Source organism: Plantactinospora sp. B5E13, from assembly GCF_039871775.1.
Taxonomy (GTDB): Bacteria; Actinomycetota; Actinomycetes; order Mycobacteriales; family Micromonosporaceae; genus Plantactinospora.
Window position 1 is genome coordinate 383,061 of the sequence record NZ_JBDPLT010000001.1, and the last position, 17,422, is coordinate 400,482.

The following is a 17,422-nucleotide window of genomic DNA, read 5'->3' on the forward strand; positions in this document are numbered from 1 at the left end:
ATCGTGGCCCCGGAAAACGTCGGCTCGGAAACGCGGGCGCGGATGGCGGGGGCGCGGACTACCATCGGACGCCGTGACGCGACCGGCCCGACCGACGCGGTTGACGCAACGGGAATCCGACGCGGTGCGGCAGGCGGACCTCGGGTGGCTGGCCAGCCAGCTCGACGCGACGGAGGAACTGCCCTCCGCCCTGGTCACAGCCCTGCTCCGGCACGACGATCCGGGTCTGCGTCACCTGGCCCTGGACCATCTCGACGGACGGGCCCGCCGGGCCGGCCGGCACGGGGCGGAGCTGGCGCGACTCGCCACCCTGATGCCGGCGGCGGTGGCCGGGCCGCCGGAGAGCGCACTCGTCCTGGCCCGGTTGTACCAGCGGCTGGGCCGGCATCTGCCCCGGGACCGCCGACCGCCGTGGCGTACCGCCAACCTGCCGGTCCCGGTACGGATCGCCTGGCTCCAGGCCGAGATCCTCCAGCATCCCGAGGTGCTGCGTCGGGAACCACCGGGCGAACTGCTGTACCAGGCGGTGGAGCGGCTCGACCTCGCCGACGCGTACCGGCCCGGAGATCTGGTCCGGGAACTGGTGGACAGCGGTCGCGGTGTGCTGCACGCGACGGCGTTACGACTGATCCGGGACGGGTTGCGGGACGCCCTGCTCACGCCGGCCCGCGCCCGGAAGTACCTCGTCGGGCTGCTCGACACCCCGGACGTCACGGTCGCCACCGGTACGCTGCGCGAACTCGCCGAGCCGTGGGCCACCGCCGGTCCGCTCCCCCGGGAACGGTTCCGTCGTTTCCTCGCCGTCGCCCCACCCGCGCCGGCCGGCGCGCCGGCGGCACCGGAGGCAGCGCTGGTCGACACCGGCGCACCGGCGCCGGAACCGGCGCTGATCGACGCGGTGCTGTTGGCGGCGGCCCGGCACGGACACGGTGATCTGCTGTGGGAGGTGGTCACCGAGCCCGTCATGCCGCCGGAGTCCCGACGGTCTGCCCTGGCGATGCTCGGCGACCTCGCCGCCGCCGGGGAGATCCCCGACCTGACCGGTACCGCCGGAACCGACCCGCTGCTCTTCGGCGAGGCGGTGTTCCGCTGCCTCCGGGCGATGCACCGACGCGGGGTCTTTCCCGACGACGCCGCCGCTCCGTCCATCGTGGAGTTGGCGCTCGCCGACCACACCGTCCCGGCGGCCGGGTTCGCCACCGTCGTCTTCCCGTGTCGCCACGCGGCGGCTGCCGCCCTGCTCGCCGCGAACCCCGACGATCCGTCCTGGCCACGCCGACTGGACCTGCTGGTCGCCCTCGCCGGACAGGGCGACGGCAGCCTTCCGATCGGCGAGGCCGTCACCGCCGCCCTGGGCGCCGTACGACGGCCGGAGCCCTTCCTCGCCGCGATCCGCGCGCTGCGGTACACCGCCGCCGAGCCAGCGGTCATCAGCACGTTGCCCCGCGCGCCCGAGGCCGCGCTGGAGACCCTCGCCGCCATCGGCGGGCCCCGGACCGTGGCCGCCCTGGCCGAACAACTGGGCCTGGCCGAACAACTGGGCCTGGCCGGCACCGTCACCACCGGCGCCGCCGGAGCCAGCGGATCGGATCCCGCCGTCGGCCCGGTGGTCGCCGACCGACCGGACACCATCGGCTCCGCAATCGCCGACCGACCGGACACCGGCGACAGCGTCGTGGCGTACCTGCGTCCGGTCCGACACCGGGCCCTCGAACTCCTGTGGCACCTGGTCACGGAGCCCCGACAGCGAGCGGCCCTGCTGGCCCGGCTCAACCCCCGGGACGTACCCGGACGGATCGTCCGGGACCTCGGCGGACCCGACCGGCGCGAGCTGGCACTGCTGGCCGCCGACGCCGACCCCGCCCGGCCCGTCGAGATGCTGCTGCGGCTCGCCGCGAACGGCGACGCGGACGCCGTACCGGCCATCGCCGAGCTTCTGCTGCGGATCGTCGGGGAACTCGCCGCGTCGGCCCGACCGGACGCCCCGATCCGGCCCGGCCCCGACCACCGGACCTGCGGGGAGGATCCACCGGTACGACGGGCCGACGGCTGGTCACCCGCCGAACCCGAAATCCCCCACGAGGTGGTCAGGGCCATCCACACGCTCGGCCGCCGGCTGCACGACCGGGGCAGGATCCGACCGGTCTGCCTGCTCGACGCGGCGACCTCGGACCAGGCCGGCCACGCGCTCGTCGCGACCGTCGCGCTGGACCTGCTCCACCGTCCCGGGCTCACCGCCGCCGAGCAGGCCATCCTGCTCACCATGCTGGGCGGCACCCACCACCCCGGCAGTCGGGCCGGGATCCTGCGGCTACTCCGCCACCCGGACCGACAGGTACGCCGACACGCGATCCCGTTGCTGGTCACCGACAGGTCCGGTGCCGACGCCGAGGCGCTCTCCGCCACCCTGATCGCGCTGACCAGGGACCGTGACCCGGAGACCGTACGGCAGGCGTTGGCCGCACTCGGCCAGGCCCGGGCCAGCTGGGCCGCACCGGCGATCGCCGCCGGGCTCGACCATCCCGCGATGAGCGTGAAGAAGACCGCCGCCGCGGTGCTGGTCCACGCCGGTACGCCGGCCGCCGTACCGAAACTCGTGTTCTGGCTCGGGCACCACGACAACCCCGGTTTCCGTACGGCCCTGGTGGCGGCGCTCCGGGCGGTACTCGGCGACACGTACCCGGCCACCGTCCTCGCCGCCGCGGAACAGGCCCGGGACGACCGGTCCCGCGCGCTCCTGCTGGACGGGCTCGACCGGTCGCTGTCGGTCCGCGCGGTCGAGGCGGTCGCCGAACAGCGCTCCCCGGTCGCGGCGGAGTTGCTCACCCGGATCGCCACCGGCCGGCTGGCCCTGGGCGCCGGCAGCCCCGCCGAGCTGGCCGGGCAGTTCGCGGCCTACCGGATCGTCGTACCGGCCGAGCCGCCACCGGCCCCCGTCGACCCGCCCGATCCCGACGTGCAGACCCTGGCCCGGGACGGCTGGCGGGCGGCGACCGCGGTACGGATCGTGGCCCGGCACGGCCACCGGCCGGGCGGCCTGATCGCCCCGGACCGCGGCCGGCTGCGTCCGATGCTGGCGGACTGGTTACGGCTGGCCGGACGGCGGCCGGCCGAGCTGCGGCGGATCGTCCGGCTCGCCCTGGCCGTCTGCCCCGCGCCGTGGTCGGCCGACGAGGTCGGGGTCTTCGCCGGCGCGACCGGGGTACTGCTCACCGCCCTGGCCGAGGCCGTCCCGCCGCCCACCGAGAGCGGGACGGGCCCGGCGGCCGTGTCCGGTCCGGATGACAACGGCGCAGCTGAGCCGGGCGAGGCCGGCGGCGTACCGGAGTGGGACGTGATCCTCGCGGTACTCGACGCGGTGGCGCCGACCCTGCGTCCGGCCGAGGCGCTCGGTGTCGCCCTGCGGCTCCGTACGCTGCCGCCGCCGACCAACGGGGTCGGGTGGCTCGTCCTGCTCCGCCGCTGTGGCGCGGTGCTGACCCGGCTCGACGTCGAGCGGGCGCTCGGGGCGGCTCGGTCCGGCCCCGACCCGTGGCGGGCGGAGCCGGCCATCCTCCGTACCGCGTTCCCGGTCGACGACGCCACCCCGGTCCTGTCCGGCGATCCGACGGCCGCGGGCCGGGTCGCCGACTGGCGCCGTGACCTCACGGCGGCGGTACGCGACCCCGGGACGCTGGCCACCTTCCGGGCCGGGGACACGTCCCCTCTCCCGTCGCGGGAACGTCTGGCCGGCCTGATCGGGGTCTTCTCCTCGGCCCCGCCGGCGGTACGTGGTGCGCTGCTGGACTGGCTGGAGGCGCTGCAGCCGATCGACGCCCCGCCCTGGAACCGGGGCGAACCGGGGCGGTCCGCCGGCCCACCGCCCCGCGCCCCGCGGCTCGCCGACCTCGACCAGCCGCGTTCGACCGCGCAACGGGAGCGTCTGTTCGCGCTGCTCGACTCCGCCGACGCCGCCCGGCGCGACAGCGCGGCGCGCCAACTGCTCGGCTGGCCCGAGCCGGAGACCAGACAGGCCGTGCTCCGGGCGTTCCTGGCCGGACGGGTCGAGGTGCCGACCGTCGCCGACCTCGCGGAGGCGCTGGCCACCATGGATCCGAACGACCTACCGTCGGGCGACCGGAACGACGCGGCAGCAGACCCGGCGACCACCGACGCTGTCCGGGAGCGGGTCGCCCAGGTCGCCGCGCACCTCGCGCCGGCCGACCTGCACCGCCTCCTCCCGCTGTTGGTGACCTGGTGGGAACAGGGCGGGCCGGCCCTCCGGATGTCGGTCGCGCAGGCGCTGCACCGCCGTCCCGGGAACGCCGACCGGGTCGCGGAGTATCTCGGTGACCGGCTGGCCGCCGGTGCTTGGGGCCTGGTCGATCTGCTCGCCGGGCAGCCGCTGCTGCGCACCCCGGCCCTGACCGAGTTGCGTCGGCGGCTGCGGGTCGAACGGGGTCCGGAGGCGGCGGACCGGCTGGTCCTGGTACCCGGCCCGCTCGCCGGCGGATCGGACACCGCCAGCACCGGACCGGCCGACCGGACTCCGGTGGAACACCCGGCCGGCCCCGCCCGGCCGGAGTTGGTGAGCCTGGTCCGGACCGGTCAGCCGGAACAGGCCCGCCGTGCCCTCGGGCGGCTCGCCGAGGCGTGGGAGGAGGCCGGTCGGACGGAACGGCGGCCCGGCCGAGGGCCGGATCCCGAGCCCGCCGACCTGCTGGCTGAACTGCTCAATCATCCGGAGCGCCGGCTCCGCGCGTACGCGCACCGGATCGGCCGGCGGGTCCTGGACCGTACGACGTACCTCGAACACAGTCTGGTGCTGCTCCGCGACCGCGAGCCGGAGATCGTCCGTACCGCGATTCGGGCGCTCTGCCACGCGACGTACCGGCCGGCGATCCCCGCCGTCGTCGACCTGCTCACCCACTCCGACCCGACGGTCCGCCGAACCGCCGCCGACGGGCTCCGACTGTTCGGGGTGTCGGCGGTGCCCGCCCTCCGACACGCGGCCGGTCGGGCCCGCCCGGACCGACGACACCACTACACCGGGCTGCTCGACCAGCTCAGCGCCTCCTGACCGCCGCCCGCGGCCGGCGCGACAAGCGCGGCGAGGGTCACCACCGCCTGCGTCAGTACGTCCGGCGGGTGCGTGGCGTAGCCGAGGACCAGTCCGGGCGGGCCGCCCGGGTCAACTCGGAGCCGGGACAGTGGCAACGCGCCGAGGCCGGCCGGCCCGGCCGCCCGGGCCAGCGCCACGTCGTCGGTCCCGTCCGGCAGCTCCACCACCAGGTGCATCCCGGCCGCGATGCCGGAGACCCGGGCGGACGGCAGATGACGGCGGACCGCCGCCACCACCGCGTCCCGACGGATCCGGTAGACCCGGCGCAGCCGGCGCAGATGCCGGTCGTAACCCCCGGTGCTGAGCAGCTCGGCGAAGGCCAGCTGTTCCAGTACCGGACCGCAGACGTCGGCGGCGAGTTTCCCGGCCCGCACCGCCGCCCGCCACCGGGCGGGTACCACCAGCCACCCGAGTCGCAGCGCCGGGGCGAGCGCCTTGCTGGCCGAACCGATGTGTGCGACCAGGTCCGGAGCGACCCCCTGCAGGCAGCCGACCGGGTCGCGGTCGTACCGGAACTCGGCGTCGTAGTCGTCCTCCACGACCAACCCGTCGACCCGCCGCGCCCAGTCGAGCAGTGCCGTCCGCCGGTCGGGCGCCAGCACCACCCCGGTCGGGAACTGGTGTGCCGGGGTGACCAGCACCGCCCGTACCCCGGAGCGGTCCAGCGCGGCCACGTCCAGGCCGCCGGCGTCGACCGGTACCGGGACCAGCCGCAGCCCGTGCGCGACCAGGTGCTCGCGGATCGACGCGCTGCCCGGGTCCTCCATGCCGACCGCGTCGACACCGGCGGCCCGCAGAGCCCCGGCGACCAGCCCGAACGCCTGTCCCGCGCCGGTGGTGGCGATCAGGTCGCCGGGACGCACCCGGGCGGCCCGGACCCGGCCGAGGTAACCGGCGAGTTCGGCCCGGAGCCGGGGCGCGCCGGCCGGGTCACCGTAGTCGAGGTCGGCGGTCCGGGCCTGGCGCAGCGCCCGCTCGTACGCCCGACGCCAGGCCGTCCGGGGGAACATCCCCAGGTCCGGTACGCCCGGCCGCAACGGGCGGACCTGGTTCACCGGCTCCACCCATCCCGGTTCGGCCCGCTCCGACTCCCGCCGCCCCGGCCCCGCCCGTCCGGAGTCCCGACGGTCCGGCTCGCCTGGTGCCACGGTGGTGCCGGAGCCGCGCCGGGAGACGAGCCGGCCCTCGGCGACCAGCCGCTCGTACGCCTCCACCACCACACCCCGGGAGAGCCGCAGGTCGGCGGCGAGGTCCCGGCTGGACGGCAGCCGGGCACCGGGGACGAGCCGACCGGCGACGATCGCCTCCCGTAGTGCCCCGGTGAGCCGGTCAGCCAGCCCGGGGCCGGTCCGGTCGAACTCGACCAGCGCCTCCAGCAACGCCAATTGGTCCTCCAAAACAGCGCACCAGTGGATCTGTGGGCTGGACCACCCGCACCCTAGCCTCGCCCTCGTGACCCTCTCGAACCCGGCCGCCCTCCTGCTCTGCGTCACCGGAATGACCATCGTCGGCAGCTCCGTGTCGATCAGCCAGCTGATCCTCGACTACCCGCACCTCACCGGCCAGGCGATCCGGTACGCGCTGGCCGCCGCCGTACTCTTCGCCCTGGCCCGCCGCTTCCCCACCCTGCTGACCGGCGGCGGTCCCCCGCCAGGCCGGCCCACCCGACGGGAGCTGGTTCTCCTCACCGCGCTGGCGGCCACCGGCATGGCCGGGTTCAACGCCTGCATCCTGCTCGCGTTGCCGCACGCCGACCCGGCCGTGGTCGGTACCGTCATCGGCGCGGCGCCGCTCGGTCTCGCCCTGCTCGGCCCGCTCTCCCGGCGGCAGCGCCCGGCCGCCCGGCTGGTGGCCGCCGCCGCGCTTGTCGTCGCCGGGACCGCGCTGGTCCAGGGCAGTGGACGGACCGACACGATCGGGGTGCTCGCCTCCCTCGGCGCGTTCGGTGGGGAGATCGCGTTCACCCTGCTCGCCGCCGTCGTCCTGCCCCGGCTCGGGCCGGTACTCGTCTCGGCGTACGGCTGCGCGCTCTCCGTACCGCTGCTCCTGCTGGCCGCGCTGCCCGCCGGCGAGTACCACCGACTGCGTCTGCCCACCGCGACCGAGGCGGCCACCCTCGGCTACCTGGCCGCGTTCATGACCGTGGTCGCGTTCCTGGCCTGGTTCACCGGGTTGCGGCAGATCGGGGTCGAGCGGGCCGCCCCGCTGGTCGGGCTGATGCCGATCGCCACCCTGCTCACCGCCGCCATCCAGGACGGCCGACCGCCGCAGCTCGGCGCCGGCGTCGGCGTCCTCGTCGTCGCGCTCGGCATCGCCGCCGGCCTGAGTGCGAGGAAGGGGCCCTTGTTATCGGATTCGGTAGCCAAAGGGCCCCTTCCGCACCCCGACCGGGCCGCCGGGCCGAGCCGTAATGAACCGGTAAGGGTCCGCCCGACGCCGTAGCCGATAGATTGACGCGGACCTGGCGGCAGAACATCCGGGAGGGGTCGATGACACGGGCAGGCCGAGCGGGAGCACTCGTCGCGGCCGTCGCGCTCGCGATGACGGGATGCGCGTCGAAACCCGACGGCGGGGCCGTTTCGGAAACCCGACCACCGGCGACCGCCTCACCGGCGGCCGACCCGACAGCCTCCGCCGGCGGTTCGGCACCCACCACCGGTACGGCGGCACCGGACGACGGAACGGTGCCGGAGGCGTTCCGCTTCGCGGCCACCACGGTGGACGGGAAGCCGTTCGATGCCGCCACCCTGCGTGGCCGTCCGGTCGTCTTCTGGTTCTGGGCGTCCTGGTGCCCCCGATGCCGCGCCGCCGCCGACGACGTCGCCGGACTGCACCGGGACTTCGCCGACCGGGTGCAGGTGATCGGAGTCGCCGGGCTCAACAGCGGCGACGACGCGATGCGGAAGTTCGTCGCCGGCCAGGGCATCACCGGCTTCGTCAACCTCGCCGACGACGAGGGCCAGGTGTGGCGGCGGTTCGGGGTCACCAGTCAGGAGTACTACGTGCTGCTGGATGCCGCCGGCACGGTCGTCCACAAGGGGGCGCTGACACCGCAGGCGTTACGCGAGCGGGTCGCCGCACTGGCCGGCTGACGGGGCCGACCGGTGTTCGATGCCCCGTACGCGCTGGCGCTCGCCGCCGGGCTGCTGGCCGCGGTCAACCCGTGCGGATTCGCGTTGCTGCCCGCGTACCTCTCCTTCCTGGTGTTGGACGACGGTGACGCCGGGCGGTCTCGGGCGGTCGGCCGCGCCCTGTGGTCCACCCTGGCGATGACCGTCGGATTCGTCGCCGTGTTCGGCGTCTTCGGGCTGCTCGCCGCCCCGGTGGCCGACGCGCTCGCCCGGCACCTGCCGTGGCTGGGCATCGTGATCGGCCTGGTCCTGGCCGGGCTCGGGGTCTGGCTGCTGACCGGCCGGGAACTGCCGACGGTCACCCCGAAACTCGGCTCCGGCCCGGAACTGACCCGCCGGTTCGGCTCCATGGCCCTGTTCGGCGCCTCCTACGCGGTCGCGTCGCTCGGCTGCACCGTCGGCCCGTTCCTCGCCGTGGTGGTCGCGGGTTTCCGCGCCGGCTCGCTCGCCGCCGGGGTCGGGCTCTTCGTCGCGTACGCCGCCGGCATGGCCCTGGTCGTCGGCCTCGCGGCGCTGGCGGTGGCCCTGGCCAGGGTCTCGCTGGTCCGTGGTCTGCGCCGGGCGGCACCGGTCGTCGGACGGGTCGCCGGCGGACTGCTGGTCCTGGCCGGCGGCTACGTCGCCTGGTACGGCTGGTACGAGATCCGGGTGTTCCGGGGTGACCTCGACGGTGACGGCGACCCGCTCGTCGAGGCCGCGACGGCCGTCCAGTCCAGGGTCGCCGGCTGGCTGGACGGTCTCGGCCCGGGACCGGTCGTGGTCGCCGTCGCCGTACTACTGCTCGCCGCGACGGCGACCGGAGCGGCGCTCCGCCTCCGACGCCGCCGGTGAGCAGACGGCCCCTGGTACCGGATTCGGTCGCGGAACGGCCGCGTCACCCTGCCGGACCGGGCGGGAGACCAGCGAAAGGTCCCGATCTGCCCGTCTCGCCCGATCAGCGGTCGTAGCGTGGGTCAGGTGAAGAACCCTCACCTGACCCGTCGACTGCTGCTCGGCGCCATCGGCTCGGCCGCGGTGGCGACGGGTACGGCCGGCTGCGGATCACGCCCCGGCCGGACGCCGCCGCCGGAGGCGGTGGCCACCCCGCGCTCGCCGTCACCACACCGGACCACCCCCGGACGGACCGACGAGGCGTCGTTGCGCCGCCGGATCGCGAGCCTGCTCGTGGTCGGTTTCCGTGGCGAACAGCTGCGCCAGGTGCCCTGGGTCAGCACGGCGATCCGCGACGGACTCGGCGGAGTCATCCTCTTCGACCGCGACCTGAGTACGGACGCCGTCCGCAACATCCGCTCCCGACAGCAGGTCACCGCACTGGTGAAGAGCCTGCTGCAGGCGGCTCCCCGGCTCATCGTCTCGGTCGACCAGGAGGGCGGCCGGGTCGCCCGGCTCAATCCCGGCAACGGTTTCCCGGCGACGAAGTCGCAGGCCCAGATCGGCGCGGAGAACTCCACCCCGGCGACCCGTAGCTGGGCGCAGGGGCTGGTGCACGAACTCTCCTCGGTCGGGTTCACGTTCAACTACGCACCCGTGGTCGACCTCAACGTGAACCCGAACAATCCGGCGATCGGCCGACTCGACCGCAGCTTCTCCGCCAAGCCCGACGTGGTGGTGAAGAACGCGACGGAGGAGATCCAGGTGCACCGGGCCGCCGGAATCCGCACCTCGCTCAAGCACTTCCCCGGCCTCGGCAGCGCGACCGCCAACACCGACTTCGCCGTCGCCGACGTCACCGACTCGTGGCGGCCGGTCGAACTCGAACCGTTCCAGCAGTTGATCAGCGCCGGTACCGCCGACTCCGTACTGGTCGGCCACGTCCTCAACCGTCAGCTCGACCCGAACCGACCGGCCTCGCTGTCCCGGCCGGTCGTCACCGACCTGCTCCGCAACCGGATGGGTTTCCGTGGCCCGGTGGTCAGCGACGACATGCAGGCGGTGGCGATCACCAGCCGGTTCGGCCGGGACGAGGCCGTCGCGCTCGCCCTGGAGGCCGGCGTCGACCTGCTCGTCTTCGGCAACCAGCAGGTGTACGACCCGAACATCGTCACCGAGACGGTCAACGGTGTGCTGAAGCTGGTCCGGTCGGGACGGCTCACCGAGGCCCGGATCAACGAGTCGGTGGCCCGGGTCGACGCGCTGCGCCCGAAGGGGTGAACCGCGTCCTCACGCCTGTTCGGCGGCCCGGACCGTCTCGACGTAGTCCAGGGTCGCCTGCCGCAGCGCCGCCTCGGCGTCGAGCCCGGCGGCCCGGGAGCGGGCCACCGTCGCCAGCAGTTCGGCGCCGAGCCGCGCGGCGGGCTCCGACTCCGCCGTCGGCGGCGGCAGCGGCACCGCCAGCCCTGCCCGGTCGACCCGGTGCAGCACCTTCGCGGCCAGGGCCAGGGCCGGCTGGGAGAGCGCGATGCCGTCCAGCACCGAACCCCGGGGCTTCTCGGTCCGCTTGATCCGCTCCCAGTTCTCGGTGATCTCCTCGATCGTCTCCACCGACGCCCCGGCGAAGACGTGCGGGTTGCGTCGGATCATCTTCGCCACCAGGCCACCGGCCACGTCGTCGACGTTCCAGCGTTTCCCCTCGGGGAGTTCCTCGGCGAGCCGGGCGTGCAGCACCACCTGCAGCAGGACGTCACCGAGTTCGTCGCGGAGCGCGTCGAGGTCACCGGCGACGATCGCGTCGTACGCCTCGTAGCACTCCTCGAGCAGATACCGGGCCAGGGAGCTGTGCGTCTGGGCCCGCTTCCACGGGTCACCGCCGGGCGACTGCAGCCGGTCCATCACCGCCACCGCGTCGAGCAGCCGGGCGCCGGGCGGATCCCAGGAGCCGTACATCAGTTCCAGCTCGGCCAGGCCCGGCTCGCGGGCCAGCCGCAGCCCCAGGCGCCGGGCCAGGTCCTCGTCGCCGGCCGGTCCGGCCAGCCAGACCACCGCACCGTGCGCCGTCGCGCTGGCCAGCAGCGCCGACAGTGGATCGTCGGTGACGGTGACCTCGGCGCCCGCCGCGCGTACGGCCGTGGTCAGCTCACTCTCCGCCGCCGCCAGCACCGGGTGCGCGCGTACGACGTCCCAGGCGGCGGCGGTCAGCAGCCCGGCCGGCAGCCGGGGCGAGGTGACCAGCAGGATGATCCGGGCAGGCGGGGCGTTCATCACTCGTACCGTGAACGGACAGGTCCGGTCAGCGCGGGTCGACCATGGTGTCCGGGCCGGTCGGACCGACCGTCATGGCAACCGCCGGCATGTTGTTGGCGAACGGGAGCACGCTGTACTCCAGCGGCTGGTACCGCGGGTTGACCGTGATGTCGCGCGCCGCCAGCGCCTCGACCAGCGCGGCCCGGGTGGCGAGTGCCCGGTGCACGATCTCCTGGTTGAGCTGTTGGGCGGCCTCCTCGTCCTTCGCCTCCAACGGGATGACATCGGCTGCCCGGCCCCGGGCCACGAGGTCGGCGAGCTGCTCCGGGGTCGGCGTGACCGGCTGTACCGGTATGCCGGCCTCGCACGCCTTGACCTCGGTGTAGAGCTGCACGTACCGGGCGGTCGCCGGGAGGGCGAGCTGCTGGACGCTGGCGTCCATCGACGACTGCGGCACCGGCTGGAAGCCCTTCTCGGCCGCGAGCTGCCGGCAGACCTCCGCCATCAGGAGGGTGCCGACCACCTCGGGCCGGCTGGGCACCCGGGCCTGGCCCGGCACCGTCGGCCGATCCGGTGGCGTCACGGTGGCGTCCGGCGGCACCTTGCTCTTCGCGTCGTCGAGCACCGAGGTCACCTCGTTCTCGGTGATCTTCCGATCACCGACGTACGCGGCAACGCTGGAGTCGGAGCGGCAGGCGGAGAGGGCGGTGGTGCCGAGCACGGCGATGACCGCGATCGAAGCCAGACGACGGGCACGCTGCATGCCCGACACTCTCTCACGCGTCGCCGAGCCGCCGCAGCCGGGCCACCCCGCTTCCGTGCCCGGCCTGTCGGAGCCCGACCCTACGATGATCAATCGTGCGGCACCCAGTGTGGGTGGCCCGCCTCCCCCGTGCCCGGACGGTACGGGGTGACGCGTCGGGCCAGGGCGGAAAACGGGACTCGAACAGAGCGGGAGAACAGATGGCGGACGAGATCCTCACGCCGGAGAACGTGTCGACCGAACGGCTGCGGCAGATCTTCGACCAGGCGTACCTGGAGACGTCGATCGACGAGGACGGCGACCTGGAGGTCACCGACGGGATCAGCTGCTGGGTGCGGGCCAGTTCGGACGGCCGCCGGATCCAGCTGATGACCCTGATCCGGGTCGACCAGGCATCCAGCATGGAGTCCAGGCTCCAACTCGCCAACCGGATCAACGACGAGATGGCGGTGCTCCGGGCGGCCGCGACCGGGCACGACGGGTTCTGCTTCGACCACTACCTCGGGGTCGTCGGCGGGCTGCCGGTCCGCAACCTGGTGATGTCCACCCGGGACTTCCTGCAGGCGGTCCGCGCCGCGTTCCAGTTCGACGAGGCCGGCATCCTCGGCTGACGATCCGCCCGGGACCGGGCCCCGACGCCGGATGAGCGTCGGGGCCCGCGTGGTCAGCGGCCCGACGTACCGGCCGGTGCCGTTGCCACCTCGCCGAGCACGTCGCGGAGCAGCTGCGCGCACCAGTCCAGCAGTGCCTGGTCCCGCAGCGGCTCGCCGCCGATCCGCCGGGTCGTCGGCCGGGGCACGCTCACCTGGTCGGTCGCCGCCTTGTAGACCGCGTCCGGGTGGTAGCGCTTGAGCCGCAGCTGCTTCGAGTCGGGCAGCGGCAGCGGCGAGAACCGTACGTGTTTGCCCTGCATCGACACGTCGGTCAGCCCGTACGCCCGGACGAGCAGCCGGAACCGGGCCACCGCGACCAGGTTGACCACCTGCTCCGGCGGCTCGCCGTACCGGTCGGTCATCTCGGCGACCACCTCGGTCAACCGCGCCTCGTCGCGGGCCTCGGCGAGCTTGCGGTACATCTCCAGGCGCAGCCGCTCCACCCCGATGTAGTCGTGCGGCAGGTGCGCGTCGATCGGCAGGTCGACCTTCATGTCGACCTCCTCCTCCGGCCGCTCGCCCTTGAACGCCTGCACCGCCTCGCCGACCATCCGCACGTAGAGGTCGAAGCCGACCCCCTCGATGTGCCCGGACTGCTCACCGCCGAGCAGGTTGCCGGCGCCCCGGATCTCCAGGTCCTTCATCGCCACGTACATGCCGGCGCCGAGCTCGGTGTGCTGGGCGATGGTGGCCAGCCGCTCGTGGGCGTGCTCGGTCAGCGGCTTGTCCGCCGGGTAGAGGAAGTACGCGTACGCCCGCTCCCGGCCCCGGCCGACCCGGCCCCGGATCTGGTGCAACTGGGCCAGGCCGAGCAGGTCGGCCCGCTCCACGATCAGCGTGTTGGCGTTCGGGATGTCGATGCCGGACTCCACGATCGTGGTGCAGACCAGGACGTCGTACTCCTTCTCCCAAAAGCCGACCATCACCTTCTCCAGGGCGTCCTCGCCCATCTGGCCGTGCGCGACCGCGACCCGGGCCTCCGGCACCAGTTCCCGGATCCGTCGCGCCGCCCGGTCGATCGACTCGACCCGGTTGTGCAGGTAGAAGACCTGACCGTCGCGGAGCAGCTCACGGTGGACCGCGGCGGCGACCTGCTTGTCGTCGTACGCCCCGACGAAGGTCAACACCGGGTGCCGTTCCTCCGGCGGGGTGGCGATCGTCGACATCTCCCGGATGCCGGTGATCGCCATCTCCAGGGTCCGCGGGATCGGGGTCGCCGACATGGTCAGTACGTCGACCGAGGTACGCAGCGACTTCAGGTGCTCCTTGTGCTCGACCCCGAACCGCTGCTCCTCGTCGACGATCACCATGCCGAGAGACTTGAACCGGGTCGCCGCCTGGAGCAGCCGGTGGGTGCCGATCACGATGTCGGCGCTGCCGTCGGCGGCGGCCTCCAGGGTCGCCTCGGCCTCCTTCGGCGTCTGGAACCGGGACAGCTGCCGGATCGCCACCGGGAACTGTCCCATCCGCTCGCTGAACGTGTTGTAGTGCTGCTGGGCCAGCAGCGTGGTCGGCACCAGCACCGCCACCTGCTTGCCGTCCTGCACCGCCTTGAACGCGGCCCGGACCGCGATCTCGGTCTTGCCGTAGCCGACGTCGCCGCAGATCAGCCGGTCCATCGGGACCGTCTGCTCCATGTCCCGCTTGACCTCCTCGATCGCCGCCAGCTGGTCCGGTGTCTCGGTGTACGGGAAGGCGTCCTCCAGCTCCCGCTGCCACGGGGTGTCCGGGGCGAACGCGTGCCCCTTGGACGCCCGCCGGGCGGCGTAGAGCTGGACGAGCTGGGCGGCGATCTCCTTGACCGCCTTACGGGCCCGGGCCTTGGCCTTCTGCCAGTCCGAGCCGCCCATCTTGTGCAGCGTCGGGGTCTCGCCGCCGACGTACCGGGAGAGCTGGTCGAGCTGGTCGGTGGGGACGAAGAGCCGGTCACCGGGCTGGCCGCGCTTGCTGGCGGCGTACTCGATGACCAGGTACTCCCGCTCGGCGCCGTTCACCGCGCGTTGCACCAGTTCGACGTACCGGCCGATGCCGTGCTGCTCGTGCACCACGTAGTCGCCGGCCCGCAGCTCCAGCGGGTCGATGGTGTTGCGCCGCCGGCTCGGCATCTTGCGCATGTCCCGGGTCGACGAGCCCCGCCCGCCGGTGATGTCGTGCCCGGTCAGTACGACAAACCGGGCCGCCGGGTCGAGGAAGCCGTGGTTGAGCGAGCCGCAGGTGACGACCAGTTCCCCGTCAGCCGGGGCGCTGGTGATCTCCTCGACGGTGGCGGCGCCGAGGCCGGCGTCCCGGAGCACCTCGACCGCCCGCTGCGCCGGACCGTGCCCCTCGAAGACCAGGGTCACCGCCCAGCCGTCGCCGGCCCAGCGCTTCAGGTCCTCGACCACCCGGGCGGTCTCGCCGTGGTAGAGCGGGGTCGGCTGGGCGGCGAGCGCGAACGCCTCCCCGGTGTCCGGGGTTACCGTCACCTCCGGCTCCGGCTCCACCTCCCACGGCGCGACGGTGGCCGCCGGCCCGTGGGTGGCCTCCGCCAACCCGAACGGCGACACCGACCACCAGGGCTGGCCGAGGGCGGCGACGGTGGCGCGTACCTCGGCCAGGGTCTTGAACGCGGCGGCGCCGAGGTCGACCGGGGCCTGGCCACCGACGGCGGCCGCGGCCCAGCTCGCCTCCAGGAACTCCGCCGAGGTACGGACCAGGTCGTGTGCCCGGGTCCGGATCCGCTCCGGGTCACAGAGCAGGACGTGGGTGCCGGCCGGCATGCAGTGCGGCAGCAGTTCGAGGGAGTCGGCGCCGACCAGCGCCGGGGCGAGCGACTCCATCCCCTCGACCGGAATCCCCTCGGCCAGCTTGTCCAGGATCTCGGCCAGCTCCGGATGCTCCACCGACAGCGCGAACGCCCGCTGCCGCACCTCCTCGGTGAGCAGCAGTTCCCGGCACGGTGGCGCCCACATCGCGGGTACCGCCTCGATGGTCCGCTGGTCGGCGACGGCGAAGGTACGGATCTCCTCCACCTCGTCGCCCCAGAACTCGACCCGGGACGGGTGCTCGTCGGTCGGCGGGAAGACGTCCAGGATGCCGCCCCGGACGGCGTACTCGCCGCGCTTGGTGACCAGGTCGACCCGGGCGTACGCCAGGTCGGTCAGCCGGCGGGCGACCTGCTCCAGCTCCGCCTCGGCGCCGACCGCCAACCGGACCGGTTCCAGGTCGCCCAGCCCCTTGAGCTGCGGCTGCAGCACCGACCGGACGGGCGCGACGACGACCCGTACCGGCCCGGCGTGCTCGTCCAACTCCGGGTGCGCCAGTCGGCGCAGCACCGCCAGCCGCCGCCCGACCGTGTCGGAGCGGGGCGAGAGCCGCTCGTGCGGCAGCGTCTCCCAGGCCGGGAAGACCACCACCTGCTCCGGCGGCAGCAGGCTGCGCAGCGCGGCGGCGAGATCGTCCGCCTCCCGGCTGGTCGCGGTGACCGCCAGGACCGGCCGCCCCGCGCCCCCGGCGTCCTCGGCGTCCTCGGTCGCGGCGACGGCGGCGACGACAAACGGCCGCAACGCCGCCGGCGCGGTCAGATCCACCCCGTCCGCGTCCGGCCCGCCGGCCCGGGCCAGGTCGCGCGCCCTCGCCAACCCCCGGTCCCGGAGCGCGGCAGCCAACAACCCGGTAAGCACGGCCATGATCACACCCTCTTGCCACAACACCTGGGCACGCAGAACGAGCCCCGCGCCCGATCCGGACGGGGGGTCTGAGGTGTGCGGAAAGGTCCCCTCTCAGCGCATCTCGCCGGAGGCAGGGTCCCCTCCTCACACCCGGACCAAGCCTATCCCCTGCGCCCGACAGACCCCGGCCACTGGCCGCAGCAACCGGGTGGATGCTTCCAGCCGGAAGGCGAGCCGGGGCATCGGGCGATGGGGTGATCTAGAAGCCGGTTTCCGGAGGTCCAATCACTTTCAACCCGACCTGCTCGGCCAGCCACTGGGCACGCCGCTCGTCACCCCAGCGAACGTGCACGTACAGCGTGTGGTCGTCCGCTGGCCTCTCCTGGAAGACCCCGGCGGCGTTGAGGGTGAGCTGGATATTGCCGTGCTTCACCTCCCAGGTGCACAACTCGAGCTCCTCGACCGGCGGCCAGGTGACGTCCTCCCACACCACCTCGGCCGGGTCCGGGCCGATCACGGCAAGGAAACGCTCCTCGACCGTCCCCACCGGCTGATGAGTGAGTTCGACCTCGCACGGCAGCTCTGGCAGTCGGCCGAGGGCCGCCACCGACTCGGCGTTGAACACCGGGTACAGCCACAGCGTCCCGTCACGAAGCCGCGCTTGAAGATCTTGCGGCTTGACGTACGGGCCGAGGATCCGGCGGGCAAGGTCAGCCAGCTCCCCCGGAACCGCCAGATCAAACCGGCCGTCCGGGATCGCCGCGAGGTAGCGGCCGAGTTGATGGGTCCGGGTTTCCGCATGCATCCGTACCCGTGGCACGAAGTAGTCCCGGCCGGCCAGCGCCACCAGTCGTCGGGCCAGTGCGTGCGCCCGCTCCAGGTCCGTCGTACGCAGGATCGGATGGGCGTACGAGTTGCTCATGCGCCACCCCCTCAGCGGGCCGGATCGACTGCCATGGCTGCCACCGACCGACCACTGGCGAATGATCAGATGATCCGGGCCG

Annotated in this window: 11 protein-coding genes; 6 read left to right on the plus strand and 5 right to left on the minus strand. The window is 73.8% G+C overall.

Features of this window, described 5'->3' with window-relative positions; all coding sequences use genetic code 11:
- The first annotated feature begins 73 nt into the window (after positions 1 to 73).
- Positions 74 to 5,059 carry a HEAT repeat domain-containing protein gene (locus ABGB05_RS01695; protein ID WP_347651289.1) on the plus strand — a complete coding sequence of 1,662 codons (4,986 nt, stop codon included), beginning with the start codon at positions 74 to 76 and terminating at the stop codon, positions 5,057 to 5,059.
- Here the strand turns inward: ABGB05_RS01695 and ABGB05_RS01700 are convergent.
- On the minus strand, positions 5,023 to 6,498 hold the full coding sequence (locus tag ABGB05_RS01700; RefSeq protein WP_347651290.1) for a PLP-dependent aminotransferase family protein: 1,476 nt from the start codon (positions 6,496 to 6,498) through the stop codon (positions 5,023 to 5,025). The two genes, ABGB05_RS01695 and ABGB05_RS01700, sit on opposite strands and share 37 nt — an antisense overlap.
- Before the next feature lie 55 nt (positions 6,499 to 6,553).
- On the opposite strand from ABGB05_RS01700, the gene ABGB05_RS01705 reads away from it, so the two are divergent.
- The 4 genes from ABGB05_RS01705 (at position 6,554) to ABGB05_RS01720 (ending at position 10,383) form a co-directional block, all read left to right on the plus strand.
- On the plus strand, positions 6,554 to 7,543 hold the full coding sequence (locus ABGB05_RS01705) for a DMT family transporter (protein ID WP_347651291.1): 990 nt from the start codon (positions 6,554 to 6,556) through the stop codon (positions 7,541 to 7,543).
- Between the two features lie 47 nt (positions 7,544 to 7,590).
- On the plus strand, positions 7,591 to 8,193 hold the full coding sequence (locus ABGB05_RS01710) for a redoxin domain-containing protein (protein ID WP_347651292.1): 603 nt from the start codon (positions 7,591 to 7,593) through the stop codon (positions 8,191 to 8,193).
- Between the two features lie 12 nt (positions 8,194 to 8,205).
- Positions 8,206 to 9,063 (plus strand): cytochrome c biogenesis protein CcdA, encoded by an 858-nt coding sequence (locus ABGB05_RS01715; RefSeq protein WP_347651293.1) that lies wholly within the window; start codon positions 8,206 to 8,208, stop codon positions 9,061 to 9,063.
- Positions 9,064 to 9,189: 126 nt separating this feature from the next.
- Positions 9,190 to 10,383 carry a glycoside hydrolase family 3 N-terminal domain-containing protein gene (locus ABGB05_RS01720; RefSeq protein WP_347651294.1) on the plus strand — a complete coding sequence of 398 codons (1,194 nt, stop codon included), beginning with the start codon at positions 9,190 to 9,192 and terminating at the stop codon, positions 10,381 to 10,383.
- A gap of 9 nt (positions 10,384 to 10,392) precedes the next feature.
- Here the strand turns inward: ABGB05_RS01720 and ABGB05_RS01725 are convergent, their stop codons facing one another.
- Together ABGB05_RS01725 and ABGB05_RS01730 are read right to left on the minus strand one after the other, a co-directional pair.
- Entirely contained in the window at positions 10,393 to 11,370 is a 978-nt protein-coding gene (locus ABGB05_RS01725; RefSeq protein WP_347651295.1) for a nucleoside triphosphate pyrophosphohydrolase, read from the minus strand.
- A gap of 28 nt (positions 11,371 to 11,398) precedes the next feature.
- Entirely contained in the window at positions 11,399 to 12,115 is a 717-nt protein-coding gene (locus ABGB05_RS01730) for a hypothetical protein (protein ID WP_347651297.1), read from the minus strand.
- Between the two features lie 200 nt (positions 12,116 to 12,315).
- Here ABGB05_RS01730 and ABGB05_RS01735 point away from each other — a divergent pair, with 200 nt between their 5' ends.
- A complete protein-coding gene (locus tag ABGB05_RS01735) occupies positions 12,316 to 12,726 on the plus strand; it encodes a YbjN domain-containing protein (RefSeq protein WP_347651299.1) in 411 nt (136 codons plus the stop codon).
- Between the two features lie 53 nt (positions 12,727 to 12,779).
- On the opposite strand, the gene mfd is transcribed toward ABGB05_RS01735, so the two are convergent.
- Together mfd and ABGB05_RS01745 are read right to left on the minus strand one after the other, a co-directional pair.
- Positions 12,780 to 16,430, minus strand: a complete 3,651-nt coding sequence (mfd, locus tag ABGB05_RS01740) for a transcription-repair coupling factor (protein WP_347651354.1) — start codon at positions 16,428 to 16,430, stop codon at positions 12,780 to 12,782.
- Between the two features lie 247 nt (positions 16,431 to 16,677).
- Positions 16,678 to 17,340 (minus strand): hypothetical protein, encoded by a 663-nt coding sequence (locus tag ABGB05_RS01745; RefSeq protein ID WP_347651300.1) that lies wholly within the window; start codon positions 17,338 to 17,340, stop codon positions 16,678 to 16,680.
- Positions 17,341 to 17,422 lie beyond the last annotated feature (82 nt).

Excerpts from the sequence above, each read along its gene's own strand:
- ABGB05_RS01710 (WP_347651292.1), top strand. The coding sequence starts at position 7,591 with ATGACACGGGCAGGCCGAGCGGGAGCACTCGTCGCGGCCGTCGCGCTC.
- ABGB05_RS01725 (WP_347651295.1), bottom strand. The coding sequence starts at position 11,370 with ATGAACGCCCCGCCTGCCCGGATCATCCTGCTGGTCACCTCGCCCCGG.
- ABGB05_RS01730 (WP_347651297.1), bottom strand. The coding sequence starts at position 12,115 with ATGCAGCGTGCCCGTCGTCTGGCTTCGATCGCGGTCATCGCCGTGCTC.
- ABGB05_RS01735 (WP_347651299.1), top strand. The coding sequence starts at position 12,316 with ATGGCGGACGAGATCCTCACGCCGGAGAACGTGTCGACCGAACGGCTG.
- ABGB05_RS01745 (WP_347651300.1), bottom strand. The coding sequence starts at position 17,340 with ATGAGCAACTCGTACGCCCATCCGATCCTGCGTACGACGGACCTGGAG.